The organism is Aurantimonas sp. E1-2-R+4, assembly GCF_036549515.1.
Classification (GTDB): Bacteria; Pseudomonadota; Alphaproteobacteria; order Rhizobiales; family Rhizobiaceae; genus Aurantimonas; species Aurantimonas coralicida_A.
In genome coordinates, this window is record NZ_JAZHLK010000024.1 from 38,362 (window position 1) to 63,838 (window position 25,477).

29 protein-coding genes, 1 tRNA gene and 1 pseudogene are annotated in these 25,477 nt (G+C 64.0%); 13 read left to right on the forward strand and 18 right to left on the reverse strand.

Going from position 1 to position 25,477, the window contains the following annotated elements:
- Positions 1–5: 5 nt before the first annotated feature.
- Together VQ045_RS12380 and VQ045_RS12385 are read right to left on the reverse strand one after the other, a co-directional pair.
- The gene (locus VQ045_RS12380) at positions 6–662 is read right to left on the reverse strand and encodes a response regulator transcription factor (protein WP_327625507.1); all 657 of its coding nucleotides are present in this window, start codon (positions 660–662) and stop codon (positions 6–8) included.
- 127 nt (positions 663–789) lie between these two features.
- Positions 790–1,212 (reverse strand): secondary thiamine-phosphate synthase enzyme YjbQ, encoded by a 423-nt coding sequence (locus tag VQ045_RS12385; RefSeq protein WP_331830320.1) that lies wholly within the window; start codon positions 1,210–1,212, stop codon positions 790–792.
- 108 nt (positions 1,213–1,320) lie between these two features.
- Here VQ045_RS12385 and VQ045_RS12390 point away from each other — a divergent pair, with 108 nt between their 5' ends.
- Positions 1,321–2,319 (forward strand): alpha/beta hydrolase, encoded by a 999-nt coding sequence (locus VQ045_RS12390; protein WP_327625725.1) that lies wholly within the window; start codon positions 1,321–1,323, stop codon positions 2,317–2,319.
- Between the two features lie 12 nt (positions 2,320–2,331).
- Here VQ045_RS12390 and VQ045_RS12395 read toward each other — a convergent pair whose 3' ends face one another.
- Positions 2,332–2,757 carry a hypothetical protein gene (locus VQ045_RS12395; RefSeq protein ID WP_327625724.1) on the reverse strand — a complete coding sequence of 142 codons (426 nt, stop codon included), beginning with the start codon at positions 2,755–2,757 and terminating at the stop codon, positions 2,332–2,334.
- Positions 2,758–2,892: 135 nt separating this feature from the next.
- Here VQ045_RS12395 and VQ045_RS12400 point away from each other — a divergent pair, with 135 nt between their 5' ends.
- Together VQ045_RS12400 and VQ045_RS12405 are read left to right on the forward strand one after the other, a co-directional pair.
- Positions 2,893–3,240: a DUF952 domain-containing protein gene (locus tag VQ045_RS12400; RefSeq protein ID WP_327625723.1), complete on the forward strand. Its 348-nt coding sequence runs from the start codon at positions 2,893–2,895 to the stop codon at positions 3,238–3,240.
- Entirely contained in the window at positions 3,237–4,337 is a 1,101-nt protein-coding gene (locus VQ045_RS12405) for a quinone-dependent dihydroorotate dehydrogenase (protein ID WP_327625722.1), read from the forward strand. The genes VQ045_RS12400 and VQ045_RS12405 overlap by 4 nt, the downstream gene beginning before the upstream one ends.
- Positions 4,338–4,343: 6 nt before the next feature.
- Here VQ045_RS12405 and VQ045_RS12410 read toward each other — a convergent pair whose 3' ends face one another.
- A complete protein-coding gene (locus VQ045_RS12410) occupies positions 4,344–5,618 on the reverse strand; it encodes an MATE family efflux transporter (RefSeq protein ID WP_327625721.1) in 1,275 nt (424 codons plus the stop codon).
- A gap of 207 nt (positions 5,619–5,825) precedes the next feature.
- Between VQ045_RS12410 and VQ045_RS12415 the strand changes: the two genes are divergently transcribed.
- Positions 5,826–6,728, forward strand: coding sequence for a histone deacetylase family protein (locus VQ045_RS12415; RefSeq protein ID WP_331830321.1), 903 nt, complete (start codon positions 5,826–5,828; stop codon positions 6,726–6,728).
- A gap of 125 nt (positions 6,729–6,853) precedes the next feature.
- Positions 6,854–7,618 (forward strand): hypothetical protein, encoded by a 765-nt coding sequence (locus VQ045_RS12420; RefSeq protein ID WP_331830322.1) that lies wholly within the window; start codon positions 6,854–6,856, stop codon positions 7,616–7,618.
- A 40-nt stretch (positions 7,619–7,658) separates the two neighbouring features.
- Here VQ045_RS12420 and VQ045_RS12425 read toward each other — a convergent pair whose 3' ends face one another.
- The 3 genes from VQ045_RS12425 to VQ045_RS12435 all read right to left on the reverse strand — a co-directional run bounded on the left by VQ045_RS12425 (position 7,659) and on the right by VQ045_RS12435 (position 10,604).
- The gene (locus VQ045_RS12425; RefSeq protein WP_327645683.1) at positions 7,659–7,928 is read right to left on the reverse strand and encodes a DUF6460 domain-containing protein; all 270 of its coding nucleotides are present in this window, start codon (positions 7,926–7,928) and stop codon (positions 7,659–7,661) included.
- 106 nt (positions 7,929–8,034) lie between these two features.
- On the reverse strand, positions 8,035–9,714 hold the full coding sequence (locus tag VQ045_RS12430) for a cisplatin damage response ATP-dependent DNA ligase (RefSeq protein ID WP_331830342.1): 1,680 nt from the start codon (positions 9,712–9,714) through the stop codon (positions 8,035–8,037).
- 86 nt (positions 9,715–9,800) lie between these two features.
- Positions 9,801–10,604 carry an exonuclease domain-containing protein gene (locus tag VQ045_RS12435; protein WP_331830323.1) on the reverse strand — a complete coding sequence of 268 codons (804 nt, stop codon included), beginning with the start codon at positions 10,602–10,604 and terminating at the stop codon, positions 9,801–9,803.
- Between the two features lie 188 nt (positions 10,605–10,792).
- Here VQ045_RS12435 and VQ045_RS12440 point away from each other — a divergent pair, with 188 nt between their 5' ends.
- From VQ045_RS12440 to VQ045_RS12450, 3 genes are all read left to right on the forward strand, one after another.
- Positions 10,793–11,752 (forward strand): NAD(P)H-dependent flavin oxidoreductase, encoded by a 960-nt coding sequence (locus VQ045_RS12440; protein ID WP_331830324.1) that lies wholly within the window; start codon positions 10,793–10,795, stop codon positions 11,750–11,752.
- Positions 11,753–11,936: 184 nt separating this feature from the next.
- Positions 11,937–12,012: transfer RNA gene (locus VQ045_RS12445), tRNA-Thr, on the forward strand.
- Between the two features lie 270 nt (positions 12,013–12,282).
- Entirely contained in the window at positions 12,283–12,579 is a 297-nt protein-coding gene (locus tag VQ045_RS12450) for a hypothetical protein (RefSeq protein ID WP_331830325.1), read from the forward strand.
- 168 nt (positions 12,580–12,747) lie between these two features.
- Here VQ045_RS12450 and VQ045_RS12455 read toward each other — a convergent pair whose 3' ends face one another.
- The 3 genes and pseudogenes from VQ045_RS12455 to VQ045_RS12465 form a co-directional block, all read right to left on the reverse strand.
- A complete protein-coding gene (locus VQ045_RS12455) occupies positions 12,748–13,323 on the reverse strand; it encodes a PIN domain-containing protein (RefSeq protein WP_331830343.1) in 576 nt (191 codons plus the stop codon).
- Positions 13,319–13,768, reverse strand: coding sequence for an excisionase family DNA-binding protein (locus tag VQ045_RS12460; RefSeq protein WP_331830326.1), 450 nt, complete (start codon positions 13,766–13,768; stop codon positions 13,319–13,321). Before VQ045_RS12460 ends, VQ045_RS12455 begins: the two co-directional genes overlap by 5 nt.
- 306 nt (positions 13,769–14,074) lie before the next feature.
- Positions 14,075–14,296 (reverse strand): annotated as a pseudogene (locus VQ045_RS12465) (helix-turn-helix domain-containing protein); the annotation flags it as partial.
- 89 nt (positions 14,297–14,385) lie between these two features.
- Here VQ045_RS12465 and VQ045_RS12470 point away from each other — a divergent pair.
- The 4 genes from VQ045_RS12470 (at position 14,386) to VQ045_RS12485 (ending at position 16,448) form a co-directional block, all read left to right on the forward strand.
- A complete protein-coding gene (locus tag VQ045_RS12470; protein ID WP_331830327.1) occupies positions 14,386–14,703 on the forward strand; it encodes a hypothetical protein in 318 nt (105 codons plus the stop codon).
- Between the two features lie 55 nt (positions 14,704–14,758).
- Positions 14,759–15,544: a hypothetical protein gene (locus tag VQ045_RS12475; RefSeq protein ID WP_331830328.1), complete on the forward strand. Its 786-nt coding sequence runs from the start codon at positions 14,759–14,761 to the stop codon at positions 15,542–15,544.
- A gap of 2 nt (positions 15,545–15,546) precedes the next feature.
- Entirely contained in the window at positions 15,547–15,960 is a 414-nt protein-coding gene (locus VQ045_RS12480; protein ID WP_331830329.1) for a hypothetical protein, read from the forward strand.
- A gap of 119 nt (positions 15,961–16,079) precedes the next feature.
- Positions 16,080–16,448, forward strand: a complete 369-nt coding sequence (locus VQ045_RS12485; RefSeq protein WP_331830330.1) for a hypothetical protein — start codon at positions 16,080–16,082, stop codon at positions 16,446–16,448.
- Positions 16,449–16,520: 72 nt separating this feature from the next.
- Here VQ045_RS12485 and VQ045_RS12490 read toward each other — a convergent pair whose 3' ends face one another.
- From VQ045_RS12490 to VQ045_RS12515, 6 genes are all read right to left on the reverse strand, one after another.
- The gene (locus tag VQ045_RS12490; protein WP_331830331.1) at positions 16,521–16,772 is read right to left on the reverse strand and encodes an HGGxSTG domain-containing protein; all 252 of its coding nucleotides are present in this window, start codon (positions 16,770–16,772) and stop codon (positions 16,521–16,523) included.
- A complete protein-coding gene (locus VQ045_RS12495) occupies positions 16,762–17,403 on the reverse strand; it encodes a hypothetical protein (protein ID WP_331830332.1) in 642 nt (213 codons plus the stop codon). The genes VQ045_RS12490 and VQ045_RS12495 overlap by 11 nt, the downstream gene beginning before the upstream one ends.
- 142 nt (positions 17,404–17,545) lie before the next feature.
- A complete protein-coding gene (locus VQ045_RS12500; protein WP_331830333.1) occupies positions 17,546–17,935 on the reverse strand; it encodes a DUF5681 domain-containing protein in 390 nt (129 codons plus the stop codon).
- Positions 17,936–18,031: 96 nt separating this feature from the next.
- Positions 18,032–21,019, reverse strand: coding sequence for a hypothetical protein (locus tag VQ045_RS12505; protein WP_331830334.1), 2,988 nt, complete (start codon positions 21,017–21,019; stop codon positions 18,032–18,034).
- Between the two features lies 1 nt (position 21,020).
- On the reverse strand, positions 21,021–22,079 hold the full coding sequence (locus VQ045_RS12510) for a hypothetical protein (RefSeq protein ID WP_331830335.1): 1,059 nt from the start codon (positions 22,077–22,079) through the stop codon (positions 21,021–21,023).
- Positions 22,080–22,091: 12 nt separating this feature from the next.
- Positions 22,092–24,194, reverse strand: a complete 2,103-nt coding sequence (locus VQ045_RS12515; protein WP_331830336.1) for a glycoside hydrolase family 24 protein — start codon at positions 24,192–24,194, stop codon at positions 22,092–22,094.
- A 43-nt stretch (positions 24,195–24,237) separates the two neighbouring features.
- Here VQ045_RS12515 and VQ045_RS12520 point away from each other — a divergent pair, with 43 nt between their 5' ends.
- The gene (locus tag VQ045_RS12520; RefSeq protein WP_331830337.1) at positions 24,238–24,576 is read left to right on the forward strand and encodes a hypothetical protein; all 339 of its coding nucleotides are present in this window, start codon (positions 24,238–24,240) and stop codon (positions 24,574–24,576) included.
- 19 nt (positions 24,577–24,595) lie between these two features.
- Here the strand turns inward: VQ045_RS12520 and VQ045_RS12525 are convergent, their stop codons facing one another.
- The gene (locus VQ045_RS12525; protein ID WP_331830338.1) at positions 24,596–24,946 is read right to left on the reverse strand and encodes a hypothetical protein; all 351 of its coding nucleotides are present in this window, start codon (positions 24,944–24,946) and stop codon (positions 24,596–24,598) included.
- On the reverse strand, positions 24,946–25,176 hold the full coding sequence (locus VQ045_RS12530; protein WP_331830339.1) for a hypothetical protein: 231 nt from the start codon (positions 25,174–25,176) through the stop codon (positions 24,946–24,948). The genes VQ045_RS12525 and VQ045_RS12530 overlap by 1 nt, the downstream gene beginning before the upstream one ends.
- Positions 25,177–25,477 lie beyond the last annotated feature (301 nt).

Consider the following 25,477-nt stretch of genomic DNA (forward strand, 5'->3'; position numbering starts at 1 on the left):
TGCTCTCAGGCCGCGAAACCGCCTTCCAGATCGATGCCGAGTTTGGAGAGGCGGATCACCGCCTGCGTGCGACTGTCGACGCCGAGCTTCAAGAGCACGGCCGAGACATGCGCCTTGATCGTCGCCTCCGATATGCCGAGCTCATAGGCGATCTGCTTGTTGAGGAGCCCCCGGCCAAGCATGGTCAACACCCGCGTCTGTTGTGGCGTCAGTGTCCGGATGCGCCGGATCAGCTGCGTCACCTCCGGGTCGCGCTCGGCATCGAGTGAAATGTCCGGCGGCAAGAAGACCTCGCCGGCGAGAAGCGAAAGAATCGCCTGACGGATCGTGTCCAAGCTCGACGATTTCGGGATGAACCCCGAGGCACCCAGATCGAGGGCCCGCGCCACGATCGGCGCGTCTTCGCTGCCGGAGACGATCGCGATAGGAACCGAGGGGTGATCGGCCCTGAGCAATGCCAGACCGGACAGCCCGCTGGTGCCCGGCATATTGAGATCGAGCAACATCAGGTCAGCGTCCGGATTGGCCGTCAGCGCCGCCGCGGCCTGGTCGAAATCCGCCGCTTCGACGATCTCGGCCGGGTCCGGCAGCGCCGTCAGGATTTCCCGCAGGGCGCCGCGAAACAGTGGATGGTCGTCGGCCACGATGAAGACATGGCTCATGTCCGTTGTTCCTCCCGTCGTATTCCCGGTGCCGCCGCGGCGCTGCGGCGGCCGGTCCTCCCGGCTGTCGGCTTTTCTTGACCCTCTTGGTCCTCCGGATCAAGACCATTCCCTAATGGCAGCCGCTTCACGGGATACTTCCGGCGAAATGGAGGACGATTTCGCGCGAATGCGGCCGCGCACGATGTTCGACGACGTAGATGCCCTGCCAGGTTCCAAGCATCATGCGTCCCGCCGAAACCGGCACGGCGAGGCTGGTCGCCGTCAGCGCCGACTTGATGTGGGCGGGCATGTCGTCAGGCCCCTCCATCGTGTGCGTATAGGGGGCATCCTCGGGCGCCAAGCGGTCGAGTGCCCCCAGCAGATCGTGCTGGACGTCGGGATCGGCATTCTCCTGGATTGTCAGAGACGCGGACGTATGCCGGATGAACAGCGTGACGAGGCCGTCGCGGGCTCCCGCCGCGGCGAGACGTTCGGCGATCTGATGACTGATCTCGACCATCGACCGGCCGGGCGTCGAAATCCTCAAGGTTTCGATATGTTGGCGCATGGCGGACTCCCTGCATTTCACGCGTCCGTTGGATCGCACCGGCCACCTCGACCCTACAACCCTTCGTCGCGCGTCCTAACTTCTTTCCCCGGCAACAGGGAAACGGCAATGACACAAGCGCGCGTGACGATCGATCCGACAGTTTTCGACCCGGACGTGACGGACCCGGAGATCATCGAGCTAAATGACAGAATCATCGCCGAACAGAAGATCCTGCCCAGTCCCTGGTCCATGCCGGTCGAGCGGGTTCGGGAGCTGCGCAAGGAAGGGCGCGGCGTGTTCCCACCTGCTCCGAAGGACAAGGCCGCCGAGACGATCGTCCATATCGGCAGCGCCGGACGCGAGATCGCGGTTCGGGTGCTCAGGCCCACGGACGGAGCCACACGCGGCACCTTTCTGCACATCCACGGCGGCGGCTGGGTTTTCGGCGGGTCCGAGGAATCCGACCCGCGGCTGCGGCGGCTCGCCGACAACACCGGGCTCACCGTTGCCTCGGTCGAATACCGTCTGGCGCCGGAAGACCCTTTCCCGGCCGCTCTGCATGACTGCGCCGATATCGCGCTGGCGCTGGCGAACGGCCATCTGGCCGATCTGCCGCGCGGCTTCCTGGCGATCGGCGGCGAGTCGGCCGGCGCGCATCTCGCCGTTCTGACGCTGCTCCGGTTGCGCGACGAATACGGCGTGACACCGTTCAAGGCGGCCAATCTCGTCGCCGGCTGCTACGATCTATCGCTGACGCCGAGCGTGCGCAATTTCGGCGACGAGCGCCTCGTCCTCAATACCGACGATGTGAAGGAATTCGTCCTGCGCTTCGTGCCGGAAAGCTACTCCCTCAAGGACCCGACCGTCTCGCCGCTCTACGCCGATCTGAAAGGCTTGCCGCCCGCTCTGTTCAGTTGCGGAACACGCGATCTCCTCATCGACGACACGCTGTTCATGGCGGCGCGCTGGATTTCCAGCGGCATCGAGGCAGAACTGGCGCTGACCAATGGCGGGGCGCACGTCTTCCAGGCCTTTCCGACCAAGGCGACAGAGCGCTCGCTCGACGAGATGGAAGACTTTCTCAAGCGGCGGATGGAGTTTCCGGTTTTCGACATCCCGACGTGATCAAAAGGGCGATCAGGTCCGATCCGGTTCGGCCTCACCGTCTGCCTTGTCCTTACCGGAGCCCAGATCGCGCTCCAGTTCGCGGACGATGTCGGCAAAGCCGCGGAAGACTTGCCGCATCGTCTTGATCGCCTGATCGGCCGCGTCCACGTCGTCGACAGCGCTTTTCCCGCCTTCGAGCGCCGCGACCCGCGCTTCGAGATCGGCGATCCGGCTGGCATCGGCCCGCTGGCCCTCGCTCGAGCCCTTGCAGACCAAGGCATCGCCCTCGATCCGGCAGAGATCGACCGCTCCAGTCTGTGTATCGAGCCGGGCGATGCCGCCCTCGACCGGCTGCATCTGATAGCGGCCGCCGCTGCTGTCGAGGATCGACTGGGCGGATGCCGGCACGGTGGCCACCATGCCGGCCGCGAGGAGGACTGAGACGAGTCGGGACATCATCGCTGGCTCCATCAATGCGACCCTGCCGCCCTTGAGAGACGCGGCAGGCAATCGAAAGCGTAGACCTACCGCGTGACCGTCTCAAGGCAGCGGGTGATTGACCTGGCGCCGCCGCTCTGGCACCGGTTTGTCATGGATCAGCCCATCTACAAGATCGCGCCCCGACCGCTCTGGGAAGCCGCCAAGGCGAAAGGCCAGTTCGACGGCGCGCCCATCGACGAAGCGGACGGCTTCATTCATTTCTCCACCGGCGGGCAGGTCCGCGAGACCGCCGCCCGGCATTTCGCCGGTCAGAGCGATCTGGTGCTGATCGCGGTCAACCCGGACAAACTGGGCGACGCGCTGCGCTTTGAGAAATCGCGCGGCGGCGCACTGTTCCCGCATCTTTACGGCCCGCTTCCCCTCGACGCGGTGGTCTGGGTCGAGGATCTGCCGCTGGGAATCGACGGCGGCCACCAGTTTCCCGGCTCGGTCAGATGAATCGGCTCTACCGGCTGGCTCGTCCGGCCCTGTTTCGCCTCGATCCCGAGCGCGCCCATGCCCTGTCGATCGCGGCCTTGAAGCGCGGGCTGATGCCGAGGGTCAACACGCCGGTCGACAACCGGCTACGGACCGTCGTCGCCGGCATCGCCTTTCCCAATCCGCTCGGTCTTGCCGCGGGCTACGATAAGAACGCCGAGGTTCCGGACGCGGCGCTGCGGCTCGGCTTCGGCTTCGTCGAGGTCGGCACGGTGACGCCGCAGCCGCAGGAGGGCAACCCGAAGCCCCGCATCTTCCGCCTCGAAAAGGCGCATGCGGTCATCAACCGGCTCGGCTTCAACAATGACGGCCACGCCGAGGCGTTCGAGCGCTTGGAAGCGCGCATTCGCAAGGCCGGGATCGTCGGCGTCAACATCGGCGCCAACAAGGATTCCAAGGATCGGGTCGCCGACTATGTGGAAGGCGTCAACCGCTTCGAGGCCGTGGCGAGCTATCTGACGGTCAACATCTCCTCGCCGAACACGCCGGGGCTGCGCGCCTTCCAGACCGGCTCGGACCTCGACGGTCTGCTCAAGGCGGTGGTGGCGGCCCGCGACGGCTACGCCGCGCTCTCGGGCGGCCCGGCCAAGCCGCTCTTCCTCAAGCTCGCCCCGGATCTGGCCTCCGATCAGATCGACGAGATCGTCACCGCCGTGCGCAAGCGGCGAATCGACGGACTGATCGTGTCGAATACGACGCTGTCGCGGGCCGGCGTTGCGGGCCAGCCGCACGCGCTCGAAGCCGGCGGCCTGTCGGGCCGGCCGCTGATGGACCGCTCGACCTATGTGCTGGCGCAATTTCGGCAGGCGCTCGGGCCGAGTTTTCCGCTGATCGGCGTCGGCGGCGTCGAAAATGCCCGCACGGCGCTGCGCAAGATCGAGGCGGGCGCCAATCTCGTGCAGCTCTATACGGGGCTCGTCTATGAAGGGCCGGACCTTCCGGTGCGTATCCTGAAGGAGATGGTCCGCTATCTCGACCGGACCGGCCTGGATCATATCTCGCAACTGCGTGGCAGCCGGACCGACGAGATCCTGGCCGAGCCACCGCCCTCGGACTGAGCCGGTTCAGATCCCGGCCGTGCCGAAGGTTTCGGCCCGGCGGCGCGGCAGCAGTGCCATGAGGCTGATGCCGCGAAAGCCGAGGAAGACCAGCAGCGCCGCCCACAGCCCGTCATTGCCGAAGACCGGCGATAGCGCATAGGCGCCGACGGCGAAGATGACGAAGGATGCGATCATCATGTCGCGCATCGTCCGCGACCAGGTCGCCCCGATGAAGATGCCGTCCATGATGAAGGCGAGCGCGCCGGCCAAGGGTGTCAGCGCCGCCCAGACCAGATACTCGCCGGCCGCGTCCCGCACCGCCGGGTCCGTCGTCAGGAAGGCGATCAGCGCCTCGCCCGACACGAGGAAAAGCGCCGACAGCGCCAGCGAGAGCCCGAGCCCCCAGACGAGCGTCAGCTTGACGGCCCGGTCGAAGGCCGGGCGGAATCGCGCCCCGACCGACCGTCCGACGAGCTGTTCGGACGCCGTCGCCATGCCGTCGAGAAAATAGCCGCCAACGAGGAAGAAGTTCATCAAGATGCCGTTGGCGGCCAGCGTCAGCGCGCCGGTGCGGGCGCCGAGGCGGGTAAACAGCACGAAGGCACCGAGCAGGCAGAAGGTGCGAATCATGATGTCGCGATTGACCGCGATCATCCGCGTGATGCCCCGCCGGTCGAAGATTCGGGCCGACGACGGCCGCTCGGCGCGATCGAAACCGCGCACAACCACCAGGAAGCCGACGCCCGCCCCCACCGCCTCGCCGCAGACCGTCCCGACCGCAACGCCGGCGATGCCGTATTCCATGACCAGGCCGAACAGGATCGACAGGGCGATATTGGTGCCGTTGACGACGATCTGCAGCGCAAGTCCGAGGCCGCCGCGCCCCCGGCCGAGCACTTGGCCGAGGATGGCGTAATTCACCAGCGCGAAGGGCGCCGAGAACATCCGCAGGAAGACGTAGAGCCGGATGGTTTCGGCGACGCCGGGTCCCGGCGCGATCGCCAGCAGCCCGAGCGATGTCACCAGCGATTCGGCGAGGATCAGCAAAAGGCCGATGCCGAGCGCGAGAACCATGGCGCGCCAGAATACCGCCTGCGCCTCGCGACCGTCCGCCTCGCCCATCGCCTGCGCGGTCAGTCCGGTCGTGCCCGAGCGCAGGAAGTTGCAGGTGGCGAAGGCGAAATCGAAGATCAACGCGCCGACCACGAGCCCCCCCAGCGACGTCGCGTCACCGATGCGCCCGACAACGGCGGTGTCGGTCAGGCCGATCAGCGGCGTGGTCAGGAACGCCAGCGTCATCGGCAACGTGATCGCCCAGACCTCTCGATGGCTGACCGTGAAAGGCCGCGAACGCCCCGGCCCCGCTACTGGGCCGGACTCCGCCGCACTCTCGATCTGATCGTCACCGTCACGTCGCATCGACGGGAATTGGCATTCCGCTCGAGGCCGGGCAAGCGAAACCTTGTCGCGGTGCCCCGGGCCCGCAACGCCCTATCTTGCCAGGTTATGCCAGTTCCGATGATCCACCACCCCGCCTTCGACGCCGAATTCGACGCCCATCATCGCTTCCCGATGTCGAAATTCACGCGGCTGGCCCAGATTCTCGTCGAGGACGGTGTCGTCGCGCCCGGCGGCTTCCATATTCCGGCGCCGGCGCTACCCGGCTGGCTGCGGCTCGCCCATGATCCGCTCTATGTCGATCAGGTGCTGTTTACCGCCGTGCCGCCGGCGATCGAAAAGGCGATCGGCTTCAAGGTGGACGAGCGGGTCGCCATGCGCTCGCGCTGCGCCACCGGCGGCACGGTGCTCGCCGCCAAGCTGGCACTGGCCGAGGGCCTTGCCTGCAATACCGCCGGCGGCAGTCATCATTCCCACCGTTCCGGCGGCGCGGGTTTCTCCGTGTTCAACGACGTCGCCGTCGCCGCCGCCGTGCTGCTGGCCGATGGCGACGTCGACCAGGTGCTGGTCGTCGATTGCGACGTGCATCAGGGCGACGGCACGGCTCGGATCTTCGCCGAGAACCGGCGCGTCTTCACGCTGTCGATCCACGCGGCGAAGAACTATCCGACCGACAAGGCGAAGTCGGACCTCGACGTGCCGCTCGCCGACGGCACCGGCGACGCCGCCTATCTCGAAGCACTCGGGGCGGCGCTGGCCGAGGCGACGCGGCAGTCCCAGCCGGAGATCGTGTTCTACAATGCCGGCGTCGACCCGCACGCGGAGGACCGGCTTGGGCGTCTGGCGCTATCGGATTCGGGGATTGCCGAGCGCGACCGCACGGTTATCGGCTTTTTCCGCGACCGGGACATTCCGGTCGCCTGCGTCGTCGGAGGCGGCTATTCGCGCGATATCGAGGCGCTCTCACGTCGCCACACCATCCTGCAACGCGTGGCGCGGGAATTCGGTTGACCGCCAGTCCGCAACGTCCAAATTTTGTTAATAAAACTCAATAAACTACTTGTATAACTGAAATTATGGGATCATTCTCATCAGAATTCCTTTACGGAAGTCAATGCTTTCGGGGGTATGCTTCCATGCAATCGTCTCTCGGTCGATTATTTCTCATGGTCGTCTCCGGCATCGTACTTGTGGCTTTGACGGCATGGCTCCTCGACACCAAATCCGATTCCTTCTCCGTCTTTGCGGTAAATGATGGGGCGATCGTGCCCGTCCTCGAACGACTGGGCATCTTCGTCGCGCTTGCCTTGTTCGTAGAAAGGACGACCGAGGTCTATGTGTCGGTATTTCTGGAACCCAACCAACCGAAGACCCCGTCAGCGTTGCCCGGCCCGGGCGACGTCATGGGCAAGGCAGCGACCAAATTGCGAGCCACGATCTTCTCGCTCATCCTGGGCACTTTGATGGGCCTTGCCGGAGTCAGCATTCTGGGTGCAATGATGGCGCCCGATTATACAATGAAAATCCCAATGCGGCTGGTCGATATCCTCCTCGTCGGAGCGCTTCTCGCGGGTGGCGCCGACCCTATCCACCAGATCATGGAAACAATCAGCCAGAGCGCCAAAGCGATGAAGGAGCGGGCAGAGGCCGGGCGGGAAACCCAAGCGGCGGAAGTAGTCGCGGCGGAAGTAGCTGCGGCGGAAGCGAAGGCGGCAGCAGCGGAAGCGACTGCGGAAGAGGCGGCGAAAGCAGCGGAAGCGGCAGTGGCGGAAGCGGCGAGAGAGCCAAAAACGACAGCAAAAACGCAACTAGCAGAAGCGGCAAAAGCGCTTGCAGCAGAAGCAGCGAAAGCCGCGGTAACGGCGAAAGCGGCGGCTGTAGCAAAGAAGTTCGGGCCCTAAGTTACAGGCCGTTCAGTTTTCGGCGCCGCGCAACGTCCTTTTAGCGCCGTCCGAGCGTCAACAGCCGCGAGATGATGAAAATCGGCACGACGATCGCGGCGCCGAGGATGAAATAGTCGATCGCCCGCTCCAGCGAGCCGAAGACGCTACCCCACAGCCATTGGAACAGATCGACGACCCAGTCGACGACGTTCGCCGGGCTCCATTGCAGCCAGGACAAAATCACGCCGACGACGATCGACAGGAGCACGAGCTTGACGATGACGCCCAGCGGCGAGCCGCCGAGGAAACTGTTCACCCGTTCCGACATGATTGGTCTCTCCAGTCCTCGTTCGTCCCGTCGCAGGTAGGCCGAGCATCGCGATGACGCAAGGTCGAGCGGCAATGCGGAAACCGGAGGCCAAACTCCGCCCGCGTTACCTCGCCGGCCCGTCCGGCAGCATCGCCTGCAACGTCTCCAGCCGGTCCGCCTCGAAGGCCGGCTTGTCCCATCGAAGCCGCGAAACGCGCGGAAACCGCATCGCGACGCCGGATTTGTGCCGGCTCGACCGAGCCAGCCCCTCAAACGCCACCTCGATGACCAGGCCGTGGTCCGGCTCGGCCCGCACCGAGCGCACCGGCCCGAAGCGCTCGACGGTGTTGTCGCGGACATATTTGTCGAGCTGCTTCAGCTCCGCGTCGGTGAAGCCGAAATAGGCCTTGCCGACCGGAACCAACTCCGGTGCGTCGACCGGCCCGGTCCACACGCCGAACGTATAGTCGGAATAAAAGCTCGACCGTTTGCCGTGGCCGCGCTGGGCATACATCAATACGGCATCGACCAGATAGGGGTCCTGCTTCCATTTGAACCAAGGCCCCTTCGGGCGGCCCGGTACATAGGCCGAATCCCAGCGCTTCAGCATCAGCCCCTCGATCACCGGATGCGGAGGCGCGGCGCGCAGGCCTTCGAGGTCGGCGAAGCATTCGAACGGCACGAAGGGCGAGAGGTCGAAGCGCGATGGCTCCAGCCGGGCGAGAAAGGACTCCAGCTGTTCGCGGCGCTGGGCGAAGGCAAGTCCGCGCAGATCGGTTGCGCCATCCTGGAGGAGATCGTAGGCGCGCAGAAACACCGGATAGCGCTTCAACACGGCGGCCGAAACGGTCTTGCGGTTCAGCCGCTGCTGCAGGTCGGAGAAGGTGCCGACGACGAGTTCGTCTTGCGTTGGACCTTCATGCTCCGCGACTTCGGCCGTCCCTGACCGGGCGTCCTTCGGCGTCGCCACCAGCAATTCTCCGTCGAGCGAACCCTCATAGGTCATGAAGTCGAGAAGATCCGGAAACGCACCGGAGATATCGTCGCCGGTGCGCGAATAGAGTCGCCGCGTGCCCCGTTCGGCCGTCGCCTGCACGCGGATGCCATCCCACTTCCACTCGGCCGCGTAGCTATGAGGGTCGATGCGCTCGTAGTCCGGCTCCGCCAGCGCCTGCGACAGCATCACCGGGCGGAACGGCGCCGCGGCGGCCGAGACCGGCTTTTCCGCCCGGCCCTCCAGCCAGGCGAACAGCGGCTCATAGGGCGGCTCCAGCCCGTGCCAGAGTTCCTCGATCTCGGCGATGGCCTTGCCGCCGAAATCGGCCAGCGCCTGCTTGGCGAGGCGCGAGGACACCCCGACCCGCAGCCCGCCGGTGACGAGCTTGAGCAAGGCGTAGCGGCCGGAGGAATCCAGCCGGTCGAGCCAGGCTTCGACCAGCGCCGGGCCATCTTTCCGCGCGGCGCTGTCCAGCGTCGCGACCACGTCCGCCAGCGTCGGCGGGGGAGCCGACGCGCGCGCCTTTGCGTCATCGGGCGACGGCCAGACCAAGGCGATAGTTTCGGCGAGATCGCCGACATAGTCGTAGGAATAGCCGAACAGCACCGAATCCATGCGGCTCGCCATCAGCGCCCTCAGCATCGCCGGCTTGACGCTTTTGATGTCGAGATCGCCGGTGATCGCGGCCAGCGCATAGCCGCGCTCGGGGTCGGGCTCGGCGCCGAAGAAATCCGTCATCAGCTTGAGTTTGCCGTTGCGCGACGGTGTCAGCACCAGGCGGTCGAGAAGTTCGGCAAAACGCTGCATCGTGTTCCGAAGACAGATGGATGTCGGCGATAGATAGGGCACCGGCTCGCCCGCTTCAGGGGCGGATGTCACCGTCTGCGTCTCTCCTAAACGGCGCTGGCCGGCAGCGGCCCTGCCCCGCGCATGCCGCGCAGCCGCAAATGATGGCGGGCGGTGAACACCGCGTCGGCGTCCATGCCGGGTTCCCGGATCAGCCATTCGAGATAGTCGTCCGGCACCTTGGCGATCTCGACGCCCTTGTGCCGACCGAAACGCAGCCGCGCCAGCAGCGCCGGTTCGTTGGAGACCCGCTCGGCCCGCTCGAGAAAATCGGCGAGATCGGCGCAGCGCGGCCTCAGCGCCGCGGCGATCTGGCGCAACAGAACCGCGGTGCAGACGGCGTCGTAGAGCGCCCGATGCGGGTGCAAGTCCTGCAGCAGCGGGGCGACCGGCGACAGATCGAGCGGCACGTATTTGATAAGGCTTTGCAGGCCGTGCGCCTTTACATGCGGAAACGCCCGCAGCGCCAGTTTGTGCGTGCACAGCCAGCGGCCGGTCAGCCGCAGGCGCGGCTGGTCGAAGCTGGCGCGCTGGGCGGCGAACCAGGACGCGGCGGCGAACGGCTTCACCGCTTCGGCGAAGGACGGCGCCCCTTCGAGCATTTCATCGGTGATCTGGTGAACCCGGCGGGCGTGCGGGTTGATCGCCACGCCGGCCGGGTCGCAGAAACTCTGCATCGGGTTGCCGATGGCGCCGGTCGAAAGATCCACGTCGACCGAGCCGATCTCGATCACCGCGTCCTCCTCCAGCCGCTGGCCCGCCGTTTCCGTGTCGATCACCCGGACGAGCGGCACGAGCAGATCGGCGGACAGCGAGGGCGTCGTCGGGACGGGTGGAAACAGCTCGGACATGGACCGACAAAATCGCCCGCTCCGGGACAGGACGCAAGTCGGTGTGGTGCTTCGAGACCGCCCGCGCGGCTCATCGTGACAGTGCGACCCACCTCGCATAGAGATCGGGGCTTCTTTGCGTCGCTCGGCACGATCTGCTAACCGACACCCATTCTTACGTTTACGTCAATAAACCGCGAGATGCGCTGATGGCACTTCCCCCGATCCTCGACGGCCGGCTTAAGATTCCGGTGATCGCGGCGCCGCTGTTCATCATCTCGCACCCGCCGCTGGTGATCGCCCAGGCCAAGGCGGGAATCGTCGGCTCGTTTCCGGCGCTCAACGCCCGGCCGGCCGAGCAGCTCGACGAGTGGCTCTGCGAGATCGAGGAAGCGCTGGCCGCCCACGACCGCGACCATCCAGAGCGGCCAGCGGCGCCCTTCGCCGTCAACCAGATCGTCCACAAGTCCAACGGGCGGCTGGAGCAGGATCTGGCGGCCTGCGTGAAGCATAAGGTGCCGATCGTCATCACCTCGCTCGGAGCCCGTCCGGAACTCAACGACGCCGTGCATTCCTATGGCGGTATCGTGCTGCACGACATCATCAACGACCGTTTTGCCCGCAAGGCGATCGAAAAGGGCGCCGACGGGCTGATCGCCGTCGCGGCGGGCGCCGGCGGCCATGCCGGCACGCTGTCGCCTTTCGCGCTGGTCCAGGAAATCCGCGAATGGTTCGACGGGCCGCTGTTCCTATCCGGCGCGATCGCCAATGGCCGGGCGGTGCTGGCGGCCGAGGCGATGGGCGCCGACGGGGCCTATGTCGGCTCGGCCTTCATCGCCACCGACGAGGCGCGCGCGGCTGAGGACTACAAGAACGGCATCGTGAAGGGCCGCGCCGGCGACATCGTCTACACCAACCTCTTCACCGGCGTTCACGGCAATTATCTGCGCGCCTCGATCGAAGCGTCGGGCCTCGATCCGGAGAATTTGCCGGAGAGCGACGCGACGCTGATGGATTTCGGCGGCGCCAGCGCCAAGCCAAAGGCCTGGAAGGAGATCTGGGGCTCGGGCCAGGGCATCGGCGCCGTGCGGTCCGTCGGCCCGGCCGGCGCACTGGTCGACCGCCTGGCCGAGGAATACGCGACCGCCAAGCGCCAGATCTGCGGCTGACCGGACACCGGGTGGCCCCGCTGCCGCGAAGCGCGGCGCTCCGCAACGATCCGGCACGCCCCTCGGCCCATTGCAGTCACCGGTCGCGCCGATGCGGAACGGCACCGCGCTGATTGCGGCTTGAACCCGGCCCCGTTTAAGGCTATCAGGACGCCGTCCGTGGGTGATCCGCCCGCCGGCCAAGGCCGCTTTAGCTCAGTTGGTAGAGCACATCATTCGTAATGATGGGGTCAGGTGTTCGAGTCACCTAAGCGGCACCAAAAATTTCAATGACTTAGTTTCTGAATTGCGCAGATTGCTTCCCAAGAAGCCTTATTGGGAAGCGCATGGGAAGCTGTGCTCAAAGAACTGCACAAGCGCGACGAGATGGACATCTGGCTCCGCTCGGCATGGAGATCCGCCAAATCTACAGCACTCGACCCGATGGCATTCATGGCTATAGGCGCGCCGGTCCCGCGCGCTGACGCACATGGACATTGGACCGGGGGTGCTTTTTATTCCCTTGAGATCAGGTCGGAGGAAATTGTTTCGTGCGTACAAAAGCATTTTTACTCGCGATAGCCGTCGCACTTCAGGGCTGCGCCGCGAGCCAGTCCAGTTTCTATGCAAATCCAGCGAAGCAAAACGTCTCAAGCTTATGCCGTGCTGTCGAGAAGAGCGGCGATCCGCAGTTTTCTCGCGACCTCGTAGCCGAGTTGATTTCGCGGGGTGTGACCGTGGAAGAGTGCCGGACGACCATTCGACGCGAAAACACGATCCTAGCTGGCGTTGCAATTGCCGGCGCGGCGGTCGCGGTCGGTGTGGCCGCGGTGATGGTGATGACCTGATTTCCCATAACCCAAATCTGGGTTATGCAGCCGAGCGCCATGCGAGGCCGGTGACGCGCTCCAGGCGTTTTCCGGCATCCTAAAAACAGCGATCGAGACGCAAACGCGCGCTGGCGGGCGAGACGCTGCGGGTCGTGTCGAGGGGTACGGATTATATCGGAGCTTCGGTCAGATGATTGCGGTCCAAGGCCGCAATGCATTTACAAACTTTGGGAGTGACTGCTGCTCCAACGTGTCAAGGTACTCTTCGCCCGTTTTCTCCGGCTTCTTTAGGCGCTTCCTGCACGTATGGATCGCATTTATTACCGCAGCTTCGTCGAGATCGAATTGAGCTAGGAGAAAGTCGTCCGGGTGCTGCACCTCGATCTCATATGTGTCCACCTCAACCGCCGGGAAATCTCGCCGGTTGAATGTGATGATCCCATCTGCAGCGCATTTAATCGCAGCAGCCAACACGTGCCGGTCATTTTCATCCGGCAAGTGGAGGGAAGGGATGAGGTCTTGGTAGCCTTCGACGAGACAATCAAGAACCGCCCTGTTCATCAACTGTTTGGTTCTTGCAAGGCGGCTTTCGTCGAGATCAGGGCGGTTCTTGATAAGGTTTCTCATCCACTCGTCGTGGATGTCATTTGTCCATCTGGCGCGGAATAAACCGGACGAGGCCAGCGTAAGCAAGAGGTCCCGGAGGGGCGCTGGATAGAGTACGCATGCATCGTATATGACTGTGTACTTTGAAATCCTAATTTTTCATCCCCATATCTTGCAGATCTTCCGCCAATTCGTCCAAAGCCTTTTTACGTGATTCTTCTGACTTTATGCGGAATGCTTCAAGGTCATTGAACCGAATGCGCCGGTGGGTGCCGGCTGTGTGGAAAGGCATTTCCCCCTTACTCAACAAGCCGATCAAATGCGGACGTGAAATATTGAGCAAATCCGCCGCCTGCTGAGTGGTTAGCTCCGCATGGATCGGTATAAGGGTGACTGCATTTCCCATGCCCATTTCCCGCAGAAGATGAGACAATAGGCGGGCGGCGGAAACGGGAAGCGTTAATTCCTGGCCGTCATCTAGCTTGACCCGAAGGGGCCCTTTCGCGTTCTTGGCCAAAGCTCGACTGGCTTCCTCAGCCAACTCTTTGTCGTCAGCTGATGGAATCACAGTGCCGGGCCGTTCCAATAGGTCGGCTTCCATCGAACTCTCCTCTCGTGTGAATGTGTTCTTCGTATAGCGCTCGGTTTCTATAAACGCAATAAACGAAACAACGATCCGACGAAAATTTGGTTAACGGTCTGCAGCTGCGCAAGGCCCGCTCCATCGTCGCTGAAACGTTATCGGGTGCAATTCCCGGTGTGACGGGATCAGCCGGTGATTTCGATGCTATTGCCCCACCATCCGCGTCGAATGGTCTGACGAGTAGCGACCGCTGGCCGCCACGGCCGCCGCCGCTCCTGGCGATGGATTCTACGCTAGCGAGTTTCAGGAACAGCGGTCATTTCTCAGCCTGACCCCGGCGCCGCCGCCGTTCTCGGCGATGAACTCGACCCCGGCAGCTTCAAGGGCTGAAACCAAATCGGCCAAGGTGCGATTGTAGGGACTCCGGTTACCCCTCTCGAAATTCGCTATCGTGGCCTTTGCGACTTTGGACGCCTTGGCCAGTTCGTCTTGTGACCATCCCAGAAGTGCGCGGGCAGCGCGGCATTGAGCAGATGAGAGAGACAATCGGTGTAACCTTGCATCAAAAGTGTTGACTTGGACCAAACGTAGCATTATACCATTGATGCAAGGTTGCAGCAATGGAGACAGACCGAATGTACGACCGCCGCGCCATCATGCAAGCCGCTTGGGCTCGCTACAACAAGGGAAAGTCCCGCTTTTTCAATCGCCAGTGGTTTCGCGCCGCGCTCATTTGGGCATGGAAGGAAGCAAAGGATCGCGCCGGCATAGTCGCAATACGGGCGGCCCAAGATGCGCTAGCCGAGCGGGTTCGGGCTGAGCTTACAGCCGAGCGCGCCGCCGGAATCTTCCACGAGCCGACTGCCGCCGATATCCGCGAAATGATGATCAGCGCCACCCCGTTCCGCATGTCGGCCTCTCGGCAACGTGCTGAACTCGCCATAGCGGCATAACCCCGGCCGTATAAATCGGCCACGCATCCACGACAGGCAACATCGGAGAAAAACCATGCAAAACGACCCAATCGGGGCGAATGGCGAAGCCATGCCCACAATCACCCGCCGCGCCCTTCTGGCATCCGGCGCCGCTGCGGCCGCCACGGTTGCCATCCCGACCACTGCCGCGGCGTTCGACGAGAACAGCGCCCAAAAGGTGAAGCGGATCGGCTTCGAGTTGTCGGATGCCCTCGCCGATCATAATGGTGGCGAGTGGTACGCTGTTGTCGAACCAGCCAGCACGGATCGCCCGCCGCTGCTCCTGGGCAACAGATCAGCCCGCAACCACCACCAGTCGAACCCCGACACAGCGCTCTTTGCGATGGAGGAAGACTGGAAGAAGGCGATGGCGCGCTACAGGGTCGCCGCCAAGATCCACGACGAAGCCGAGCGGCGCTATTTCGCGGCAAAGCCCGCCCCTGCACAGGACGAGCCTATACCTGCCGAATTGCAGGGCCGTATCAACGACATGCGCATCGGCGATTGGAAGATCCGGGATCATCCGCTGAACGTCGCCTTGAGCGACCACCGTGCCCGCAACGAAGCGCGCCGACAGGCGAGAAAGGCCCATCTTCGGCGCATCGAGAATGAGACGGGGGTGAGGGCTGCCGAGCGGCGCATGAATGCATTGCTGGAGAAGGCAGACCGCATCGCACGGAGGATTACCAGAACGCGGGCACTCACGTCGGACGGGATGCTCGTCAAGCTGCGCGTCAGCAAGACGGGGGCCGTTGAAGCAGATGACCTCCTTGCGGCAATCGCTCGCGATCTGCGCGCCACCGCAAATCGGAGGGCATAATCATGGGAATCCATGAAACGCATGCCTTCGTCACTTCGAGGCGTCGCCAGCGACTGGAAGAGGTGATCGAAATTGCCATCGCCCTGCTCGACGCGCTGGACGGCGACGAGGACCTTGAGGAAACCGGCGATCTGGAGCCGTACCTTGCATGGGTTGGCACAGGTCCTGGCGTCTGCTTCACGGACGGCGACCGCGAGGACGATGAATGCGACAGGGGAGAACCGGGAGAGGATGACGAACCGTCTCTCGGCTGGACCGACGAGGAGGCCGAGCGAGGCATCGGCTACAGTGCGTTGGCTTCGCGACTGCCGTTTCTCGATGGCGAGGAATGTGCCGGCGACGAGCCCGAGTTCGAGGACGAACATGGGGAGGCGCAGGAGGCAGCATCGTTCTGTGCTGAAGGCTTCATCCGATAACCTGCCCCCGCAGTCAGGTTCCAGAAAAGGGCCGGTCGCAACGCCGGCCTTTCCTTTTTCTGCGCCCCGGCCCACTGTTGTACGAGAAAGCCCATCGATGAAGCTTCTGGGAGGAACGTGTGTTCAAATTTACAGCTGCAGTGACGATTGCGCTCGCTATCGCTACCCCTTCGCTTGCCCAGACCTATGGCACTTACGGCGCCAATCCATACCGGCCAGACCCCTATACAGGCAGCGGTGGCGGGCAGTTTGGCAGTAGCTCAAACAGCCCCGGACTCTATAGCAACGATGGGCAATTCCGCGGTAATTTGAACTCGAACCAATTCGATCCGAACAGCGTTGCCAACCCCTTCGGGAGGTACGGCAGCCAATTCTCGCCGGACAGCATCAACAATCAGTTCGGTGCGGGCAGTCAGTTTCATCCAGACAGTCCAACTAATCAGTTCGGCAATGGCCTGAAGGTCTGTGGCGTCTACGGATGCGATTAGCAGCGGTCGCGGGGTAAGAAGCGACGTAGGTTGCTGTCTCTGCATTCGCCCATACAAGTGCCCAAACCTCGCTCAACCCAGCACCTCCCGCACGAGCGCGCGGTTCTCTCGCAGCACGTCGTTCGCTGCTTTCCGCCATGCGACGAACTCGGCCGACCGCATGCCGTGCTTCAGGGCGTTCTGCGAGCCCTTGGCCGGCCCCGTGGACTTCCCGCCATGAAACCGGCAACGACCGTTCTTCATCGCGGGAGCTTTGCATGCTTCGCCCGTCCGCTTCGATCGGGCGCCGCAACGCGGGGCGAGGTTCATGTGGTCAATCGCCATTTTTTCCCTCCCCCGGGGTTGCGATGCCGCTTTGGTGATCAGGCTCGGCATCCATTCGGCCCGCGCGACTGACCTGTCCGACGATGGCCTGCCCGCCCTCGTAAACATGGACATGCTCGACACGGACTGTCTGCTGCCCACGGCCACGGTGCTTGTCGAACGCGTGAACGAGGGTGGCGTAGGAGCGGCTCAGCTTATTACCGTGGTTCAGCGCGGATTCGCGTCCGACGAGCGGCTGCTCGGGGATCATGGCCCGGCGATAGCACTCCATGGCAGCGTTATGCGTGGCGACCATTTGGGCGGCGAGCATCCCCTCGATCGCATCCTTCGGCCCGATGTTCATCATGGCGCCGGGCGCGCTACACTGGAGTTGCTTCTTCGTGGCGGGATCGACTGCTGCACCATACCAGATTGACCCAACCGCCTGGTTGATCAGCGCCTGGTTGAAGGCCGGGCTTTGCGTGCCCGCATAAACCTGATGTGGATCGTCCTTGTCATCCAGCAGGACGAGTGTTGTTTCCTTGCTCTCGTCCGAGATTGAGGATGGCCGGTCCTGTTTGGATGGCGTGGACTTAGCGCCCGATGTCACGGGTTTCAGATTGCGGCTACGCTGTTCCTTTGTCATCGTCATCCTGCCTACTCCGGCTGTTTCCTTGCTATTGCCCGCTCTGCAGGGCGCTTTTCTGCCTCGCCTTCAACGACTTGCGCTGCCGAACCACTACCGCGGTCGCAATGGTCGCGGCGCCGCTTGCGCGAACCACGATGTGCTCTCTTCAATGCAGCCGACCATCTTCGCCGTGGAGGAAAGGTCGGATGGTGGCGTCAAGAGCCCGGATGCGCTCGATAAGCTCGTCATCCGTCATATCGTCCATGTGGTTCACGTTGACGTTCAGATCGCGCGGCAGGATCGATGCGATGACCTTGAGATAAGCGTCTGGCTTGGTCTCGCGGACTTCGACAATCGCAGACACGCCATGCGCCTCGAAATCGTCGTGCATCGCGGACAGGAACGCTTCGCCGAGCTTGTTGCGCGAGCCCTTCGGCCGGCCCTGAGGATTGCCGCTCTGGCCCGGCTGGAACTTGAGGTCGTCACGCAGGTGAGCCGGCAGCTTCTCGGCTGTATTATCAGCCGCCCGCCCGTCGCCATCTCGTACCTTGCCCATGACGATCCCTTCAGATGAACACGAAGACTGCGACTGTCAGCATCGACGCCGCCGTGAGTACCGCCGGCAGGGCGGCATGGATATGATGACCGATCTTCAATGGGGAGGCCCACCCCATGGGACATCGATCTGCAGTGGCTTGCCCCGGCCGTTCTGGTCGGCGGAGACGGCTGCGGTCGAAACCGCCGCCTGACGATAGAGCCGGGCCAGCATCTTGAGCGTGCCGCGTTCCGCCTGCTTCGCCGGCTCCGTCAGGAGGATGCGAGCCCTCGCCGGATTAAGCAGCGCATCGGCAACGATGTCGTCGATCGTTTCAAGCCCGGCATGGCGCAGCGCCATCATCGTTTCGGCGCCGACATAGGCCGCCAGACCGCCGCCCACATTGCCGACCACGAAGCCGCCGGCGCCGGATACCGCGGCAATCATTCGGTCCAGGATGGTCTGCGTAATCTTGCCCTTCGACGCCGCCATGATGTCCTGCGCCGTGTTCGACTGCCCAGGTATGCGCACCGAGGCAATCGAGCGATTGGCCCGCTGCAGATCTTCCGCGACCCGCTGCATCAACTTGATTTCCTCGCCCGAGAACCCGGCCTCACTCAGCGCGAAGCTGTTCTGCCGGACGAAGTTCTGGAACGTGTCGGATTTCATGGTGCCGACGCCAGAGGTGCCCGCCTCTGTGTTCCCGACGAAGCGCTCGGCCATGTAATCCGCGACCGCCTTGCGAAGTCCCTGCTTCGCCTCCTTGTTGTCGCCGATGGCCTGCCGGATAGTCCGCATTCGCTTTACGCCGTCCTGCGCCGAGAACACCGCGCCGACCGTGCGCTTTATGTCCGCCGGATCGTCAAGCTTGAGCAGCCGGCCGAGAATGCCCTCCTGGGCAGCATCGAGAGCCGCTTTCCGCTGCACCCCGATCCTTGCCATGGTTTCCGAGGCGGCGCCGGCATTGGCAATGCGGCGATCGAGGTCAGGGAAGGCCCGGAGAGCATCCGCGTGCATCTTGCGCCAGGAGGCGAGCCGGCCCGGATCAAGCGTACCGTCCTCGCGCATCGCCGCCTTGCTGATACGATCGACCGCATAGCCTTCCAGCGCATCCATGGCGCCCTGATCGCCGACCGCCTTGCGATAGGCCTGGACATTCTCGAAGCCCTTCGGACCCGGCGAGAACACCCGCTGCGCTACCGTGGCCCCCTGCATGTCATAAGGCGAGGCAGTCGAAGGCCGGCGCCGGATCGGGCCGAGCTGACGGTTGTCAAAGGTAGCGACACGATCACGCGTCGCTTCGCGCGCCGCATTCAATCGTCCGAGGGCGGCTTCGTCGAAGTTGGACGGGAGACCATCGCCCGATAGTCCCGGATTGCCCGGAGCGTTTGGAAATTCCCCTCCCCCTTGGCCTCTGCCTCCAGATGCTGAAGGAAAAGCGGTCGCTCGTGCGGCTCCAGCCGGTCCAGCGCTCGCGCCAAGACTTTGCCGGGATTCTTCACCTGCCCTTCCGGCCTTCCAGGCATCTACGCTCCGTAGAAAGTTGGCCTCAAGCGTCTGTTTCGGGTTCATCTGCCCGGCCGCAACCGCTTGCTGCTCCTGCGCGACCTTCCCCGCGACCGCTGTTTCGAGATCCGCCTCGATCGCGGAGTTGATCTGCGTCATCCGACGATAGGCAGGGGTTTCGCCGTTAGCAAGGCGCTCCTGACGCATCTCCGTCTTCAGTCGGCTCTGTAGTGCCGTCAGTTCCTTGAAGGGGACGACATCGCCATACTTGTCGAGCACATCATAGATTGCCTGCTCGTCGGGGCTGGGTGGTTTCGCCGATACCGGGCGCTCCCCCAGTATCTCGGCCGCTTTCTGGCGCGTCTTCTCCGCAGCGAGAGCCAGCGATCCGTCAGGATCGACAGCGTTCCACAACGCACGTTCGGCTTCCTTGGCTTGCGCCCGTGCGGCTTCGAGAGAGCCCCGCAGAGAAGTTCCGGCATCTTCCGGCGTCATTCCCCGGTCAAGGTCGTCGGCGCTGCCACGGGCCGCCCCTGTGGCCCTGTCGAGGATGTCTTGCGTGGCGCGATCGATCTGCTGGAGGCGAGACCGCACAACAGCCGCGACCGTTTCCGGCGCGCCCCCTCGCTCGATTCCTTCCATCGCGCCGACACGCACCGCGTTCTGGTCAGCTCGCCGCTGCTGGAACAGATCCGGCCGACGTGTCGCCGCCGTCCGCTCCATCGCGCCGAGGCCCATGTCGCCGGTCGCCTGAAATGTCGTCGGCTTCGAGCCCGGTAGAATGTCGAGATTGCCCGCATTGATTGCCTGCCGCGCGGCCTGCGGATCGGCTGTGCCGGAGCGTAGCGCCTCACCGGCCATTCGCTCTCGGCCTTTCGCCGTCATCGGAGCGGCATAGTCTCGCGCCGCCCTCGCTCCCTGTCGAGCAAGCCCAGGAACACCCGCCGCCGCGACGCCAGCCGTGCCGGCCGCCATACCGCCAGCGAGACCCGCCAGCGGTTTCCACTGTTCGGGCACAAAATCCATTGCGGCCGAAGCGCCGCCACCCGACACGCCGCCAATCGCGGCATTGCCCGCGACCGCACCGGCCGATTCCGTTCGCCCGAGGATCTGCCCGGCCGACTGCGCAGCCTGCCCCGAAAGCTGACCACCGCGCACCAGAGCGCCGGCCGCAGCCTGTGGCGCCACCGTGTAGCCGACACCCTGGCCGATACCGCGCGCCACCTTCTCGCCCGTCGTGTCCGCAATCGTGTTCGCAGGATCGAGGGCAGGAGAGAGGCCGCTCAGGCTTTCGCCGATCCACTGCGAGCCCATGAAACTGTCACTCGGGATCTGCCCGATATCCGCACCCGTCGCCGCGTTGACGCCACGGATGCCCATGTTCATCGCCCCGCGCACCAGATCGACGGGAGCGCCGAGCGTCCCATAAAGCCCCTCGTTGATGCCGGCTGTGGCGTTCATCGCGAGGCCCGAGCCTTCCGCCTGGGGCTGCTGCGCTTGCGCGTCCTGAATTGCCGTCGCAAGCATTTGTGCAGCTTCGACATCCCCAGCGGCATCGGCGTTTTGCAGGGCACGCCCAAGTTCGTCAATCGTCGGCATTCTAGCCCCCCTGCCGCCCGTACTGCTTCACAAGATCATCAACCGACCTGGCGCCGGGATTAAGCGGCGTTTCGGCAGTGGGCGGCGCCCCAGCCGCAATGCCAACAGCGCGGACCATCGTGCGGATGCGTTCCAGCTTGCGCGCGGTCGACTGCGGGTCTTCGCCCGGCTTTGGAAGCAGCATGTCCGTCTGCGTCGCCACCTCGCCGGGGTTCGCCGTCGCGCCAGAAACCGAATACAGGTAGGATGAAATGATCGTCTGCAGGGAGTTGCGGCCCATCTGGAATTCGGGTGACGTGACGAACGGGGCGGCGCCGCCAAGAGTTCTCTCGGCAGCCTGATTGCCGAGTTCTGTCATCGCGCCGAACGTCTGTTCGACCGTCTGAAGCTCCGGCTGGATCACCGAATAAAGCTGCTGATTGCGGCGCTGGCCTTCGGTGCCGCCGGACGAAAACCGCGTGCCATCGGGAAGCTCGATTTCTACACCGCCCGAATTCGGCTTCGGAGCCGAGCCCAGAGGTTCGAACTTGCCGTCAGCAGGATTGAACGGGCCATAGGTGCCATCGGGCAGGATCTTGAACTGAAGATCCCCGCCCAACCCCTGCTTCTGCTGATTGAGTTTGAACGCCTCGCTCCACATGCCCATGCGGCCGAGCGCGATGATCTCCGGGTCTTGGGTGCCCTCAGCCCACTGCATCGAGGCGTTAAGGCGCTGCTGTTCCTGCGCACGTTCGCTACCCTGAGCCGCAATCGTGTTGTCAAAACGTGCCTGATCGAGAGCGTGGCTTTGCGCAAAGCGCGAGTCTTGCCGATCCCAGCCCTCACGCTGCAAACCGGCCTGCGCCTCCCGCTGGCGATAGCCGCCAATCGCCTGCCCCATGCCGTCGACGCCGCCGGCCATGTCACCACGCATCAGCCCCGCCCCGAGCGCAAGCAGCGCCTCTGGGTTGGTCTGCTGCATTTGCGTCATGCGGTCCATGAAGCCAGGGGCAACGCCGGAGCCCGGCGCCTGCGATTGCAAGCCGCCACCACCACCGAACAGGCCGTCAAAAAGTCCCATCGTATTATTCCCTTACCAGAGCCCGCCGCTCTTGCTGCCGCTTTTGCCGTCGCGTTCGGTCCTGCCGTCGGCGTAGCTCGTCGTGCGCCCGTTGATCGCCGAGGACGATGCCTCGTTGCCGGACGAACCCCATCCGTCGAAGAGCCCGCGATTGGCCGCCTGCCGCTGCTGCGGTTGGGAAACGCCAATGGTTCCGCGCATCCCTGACCACGGGTCATAAGACATCCCGCCCGGCGTCGTGGTGCCGCCATTGGCGAGGGAATAGGTCGGGCGGCCGTCACTGCCGACGACCACGCCGCCGCCTGGATTGATCGCTGGCGACCAGTCGTTCTGGAATGTTTCGCGGCCCATGTCGCCGAGGCCGATGCCGTTGCGAACGGTTTGCGAGCCGAGCAATCCACCAACCAGTGCGCCGGGAAGGCCACCTACGGCGCCGCCGAGCATCGCGCCGCCCATGATGCCAGTCGGGCCATTGAATCCGCCGCTGAATAGGCCCGGCGCCTTTGGCTGCGGCTGTGACGCCGCCACCATGTCTGCCATCCGCTGATTATCCGAGATGTAGCTGCCGGCCGGAATATTCCCCCGCAGCTGCTGGTCCTGCTGCACCTGACCAACGGGACCGGCTATGTGCGGGGCGGGTGCAACGTCACGAGGCGCTGGATAGCTGGCAGGCTGTGTGGCCTGCGCCTGATATTGCGGCTGTGCGGGCGCTTGCGGCGCACGCTGCAGGCCGGGGATGGGCGGATGGCCGAGCGCGTCGATCTGCGGCGTTGCCGTCGAGAATGCCGGCGTCTGATAACTGGACGGCGGCGGCGAATACGGGCTGGCCGTTGGCGCCTGATAGTCCGGCACGCCCGCAGCGCGCGGGCTGCCCATGGGGCCGGCGAAGTTCGGGCGTACGGTCGGAGCCGGAGCCCATGATCCTGTTGCCCCGGTTGGCGCCCATGATCCCTGCGCGCCATGTTGCGTTGCCTGCGCAATCCGGTCATCAGGCGAAAGCCGAGCGGCTCCTGGGATCGTCGCGGCCTTGGCGTCCATGCTGAAAAGCCCACCCATGCGATCCATGACGGACGGCGACAGGTCTCCAGTGGCCGCCCGCTGCGTCGGCGCGGGGGCGGCCGGAAACCCGCCCATCCGCTCCTGCACTGCCGGCGAAAGGCTCGCCATTGCGCTCGGGCGTTCCATTGCCGGGCGCGCATTGATCGACGGTGCGGTGCGCGAGAGCATGGCGCTTTCGCGCGGCATGTCGGGAATGGACGCCGTGATCTGCCGGTCGGATAGTGGCACGCCGGTCATGCGCTCTTGTACGGCGGCGGACATGACGGACGGAGGCGCCATAGCCGGCGACGGCCGAGACATCGGTGTCGGCACACCGGGGCGGCCCATGTTGCTCGCACGCGCCGTTGGCGTCGGCATTGCAAGGCCCATACCGGCAGGACGCGCACTCGGAGGTGCAACGCCGCCAAGCAGGCCGGCAGAAAGGTCGCGCATACCGCGCGGATCGTCGAGAAGGCCGCCCGGCATCGGGGTATTGGCCGGCGTGGTCAAGCCGCGAGTGGTGTTCGGGTCCTGATAGCCCCAGGCATCGGCGAGGCGCGCGTCTGCTGGCGACGGGCCGCGACGGGCGGCCACTTCGCGCGCACCTGCCCATGCGTCCTTGATGGTCTTCATGGACACGGTACGCTGGCCGTGCGGCGAGCCGGGAAGCGATGCCCATTCGTTCTTAGTCTTGCTTACGAAACCCTCGACATCGCCCTCAAGCACGTCCCTGAGCGCACCGCGCTCGTCGATCTTCGCGAGCGTCGCGACCTGTTGGCTACGGGGGCTGAAGTCCGTAAGGCCGAGCTTACCTGCGATTTCATTCCAAGTTCGCTCTACAAACTGGAAGGCGCCGGCTGCACCCGACCTGTTGCGCCGACCGTTGGCAGTAAAGCTCCTGCTAAGTGATTGACCCGGGTGAGCGTTGAGGTCTGGCAACGTCGTAAAGCCGAACCCAACGGAATACGGGTCATCCCTTTTTGCCGTGCCTTCGGCCTCCATGATGGCTGCAAGCACGCCCTGGACGTTCGGATCATCGAGTAAGCCCTCATAAAAACTGGCGTCACGTATTGGCACGGGCGGAACCCTCACTTACGTGTAAAAGAGTGGAGGTAGTCAGATGAAACGGATGGTTGCGGCGCTTGCCGCGTCGTTGATCACCCTTCCCGCCTTTGCGACCGGCTGGCCTGTCACAACCGGCGAGCCCTATGCGAAAGCTCGCGGAGACATGATTGCTGCGGGCTGGGAAACGCCGCCTGCAGCGCGCGACTGCGGTTGGGAATGGCGGGCGGACGTTTGCGCAGCCTACCAGGAGACTGAAGCCTGCTCGGGAACGGGCGCGGCTTACTGCTCTTTCCGGTTCGTGGATGCAGGTGGTAAAGTCGTTAGGATCGTGACGACGGGCGAGACCGTCGAGACGCTTGTCGTCCACGACGCTTTTGCCGTCGTCGAGGACTGAGACATCCTGGGGGTTGTAGTTAGGCATTTCCGACAGGCTCCCCACCAGCAATATGGTCGAAGGCCATTTCCGCCGCCTGATGGCAGCACCCCTCCGTCAGTGTCTTGCAGACCGCGCCGGCGCCATGCCGCATCGAGGCCAGATGCAGCGCCAGGAGCTTGTCCGCAGAAACGCCGGTGCTCGCCAGATCCTGATAGATCTGACGGGATTCCGCGAAAGCAGTCGTTTCCAGATCGGCCGAGAGTTCGAGGCTTTCGCGCATCGCTTGAAGAAGGTCGTCGGAGGTCTGAAGCGCCAGAAGCGCGTCGATCACCCGCAGCATTTCCACGCGGGATGCCTCGATCAGCGGGTCGAGTTCTGCATCCGTCATTATGCCGCCCTCGCCCGGTCGTGAGTGGGCGGCAGATCGCCTTTGTGGAAAACACCGGGGAAGTTGGCGCCACACTGCACCAGCTTCTCAGCGGCAGCAGTGATGACGAACTCGTTCACCGACATGCCGACGCGATTGGCCTGATCGAAAAGGCTGCTGCGGAAACCGGACGTGACCCGGCCGCCGTTCAGAAAAAGATTGACCGCGTTAGATTTGGTGTTGGTGGCCATTGCATGCTCCATCGACTGTTGAGCCAATTGGAGCATGTCCGCGCGTCGATGGACATTCGACACGGCTGGACATGGCTGGACATTTGAGAAGAAAGTGCTTGAGTTGCACGAGCGACGACGCCGGGAACATCACCCGGAGTGAGAGGTCTCTGCGGTCATGGCTTACGAAATCGACCAGATTACAGAAGCTGAGAGCGCCGGTGCAAAAATCCACCACTGAAGCGGCCGGATATCTGGCTGTTGGCCGGAGCAAAACTCCGCCAGTGATAGCCTTCGTGCCTTTGGCCGAGGGCGGGGATGA

Bases quoted from the DNA above. Each gene is read 5' to 3' on its own strand.
- VQ045_RS12400 (WP_327625723.1), top strand. From the start codon at position 2,893: ATGGATCAGCCCATCTACAAGATCGCGCCCCGACCGCTCTGGGAAGCC.
- VQ045_RS12505 (WP_331830334.1), bottom strand. From the start codon at position 21,019: ATGCCGACGATTGACGAACTTGGGCGTGCCCTGCAAAACGCCGATGCC.
- VQ045_RS12405 (WP_327625722.1), top strand. From the start codon at position 3,237: ATGAATCGGCTCTACCGGCTGGCTCGTCCGGCCCTGTTTCGCCTCGAT.
- VQ045_RS12495 (WP_331830332.1), bottom strand. From the start codon at position 17,403: ATGACGATGACAAAGGAACAGCGTAGCCGCAATCTGAAACCCGTGACA.
- VQ045_RS12410 (WP_327625721.1), bottom strand. From the start codon at position 5,618: ATGACGCTGGCGTTCCTGACCACGCCGCTGATCGGCCTGACCGACACC.
- VQ045_RS12510 (WP_331830335.1), bottom strand. From the start codon at position 22,079: ATGGGACTTTTTGACGGCCTGTTCGGTGGTGGTGGCGGCTTGCAATCG.
- VQ045_RS12490 (WP_331830331.1), bottom strand. From the start codon at position 16,772: ATGGCGATTGACCACATGAACCTCGCCCCGCGTTGCGGCGCCCGATCG.
- VQ045_RS12390 (WP_327625725.1), top strand. From the start codon at position 1,321: ATGACACAAGCGCGCGTGACGATCGATCCGACAGTTTTCGACCCGGAC.
- VQ045_RS12520 (WP_331830337.1), top strand. From the start codon at position 24,238: ATGAAACGGATGGTTGCGGCGCTTGCCGCGTCGTTGATCACCCTTCCC.
- VQ045_RS12475 (WP_331830328.1), top strand. From the start codon at position 14,759: ATGCAAAACGACCCAATCGGGGCGAATGGCGAAGCCATGCCCACAATC.
- VQ045_RS12525 (WP_331830338.1), bottom strand. From the start codon at position 24,946: ATGACGGATGCAGAACTCGACCCGCTGATCGAGGCATCCCGCGTGGAA.
- VQ045_RS12385 (WP_331830320.1), bottom strand. From the start codon at position 1,212: ATGCGCCAACATATCGAAACCTTGAGGATTTCGACGCCCGGCCGGTCG.
- VQ045_RS12420 (WP_331830322.1), top strand. From the start codon at position 6,854: ATGCAATCGTCTCTCGGTCGATTATTTCTCATGGTCGTCTCCGGCATC.
- VQ045_RS12500 (WP_331830333.1), bottom strand. From the start codon at position 17,935: ATGGGCAAGGTACGAGATGGCGACGGGCGGGCGGCTGATAATACAGCC.
- VQ045_RS12440 (WP_331830324.1), top strand. From the start codon at position 10,793: ATGGCACTTCCCCCGATCCTCGACGGCCGGCTTAAGATTCCGGTGATC.
- VQ045_RS12380 (WP_327625507.1), bottom strand. From the start codon at position 662: ATGAGCCATGTCTTCATCGTGGCCGACGACCATCCACTGTTTCGCGGC.
- VQ045_RS12530 (WP_331830339.1), bottom strand. From the start codon at position 25,176: ATGGCCACCAACACCAAATCTAACGCGGTCAATCTTTTTCTGAACGGC.
- VQ045_RS12395 (WP_327625724.1), bottom strand. From the start codon at position 2,757: ATGTCCCGACTCGTCTCAGTCCTCCTCGCGGCCGGCATGGTGGCCACC.
- VQ045_RS12460 (WP_331830326.1), bottom strand. From the start codon at position 13,768: ATGGAAGCCGACCTATTGGAACGGCCCGGCACTGTGATTCCATCAGCT.
- VQ045_RS12470 (WP_331830327.1), top strand. From the start codon at position 14,386: ATGTACGACCGCCGCGCCATCATGCAAGCCGCTTGGGCTCGCTACAAC.
- VQ045_RS12480 (WP_331830329.1), top strand. From the start codon at position 15,547: ATGGGAATCCATGAAACGCATGCCTTCGTCACTTCGAGGCGTCGCCAG.
- VQ045_RS12425 (WP_327645683.1), bottom strand. From the start codon at position 7,928: ATGTCGGAACGGGTGAACAGTTTCCTCGGCGGCTCGCCGCTGGGCGTC.
- VQ045_RS12435 (WP_331830323.1), bottom strand. From the start codon at position 10,604: ATGTCCGAGCTGTTTCCACCCGTCCCGACGACGCCCTCGCTGTCCGCC.
- VQ045_RS12415 (WP_331830321.1), top strand. From the start codon at position 5,826: ATGCCAGTTCCGATGATCCACCACCCCGCCTTCGACGCCGAATTCGAC.
- VQ045_RS12430 (WP_331830342.1), bottom strand. From the start codon at position 9,714: ATGCAGCGTTTTGCCGAACTTCTCGACCGCCTGGTGCTGACACCGTCG.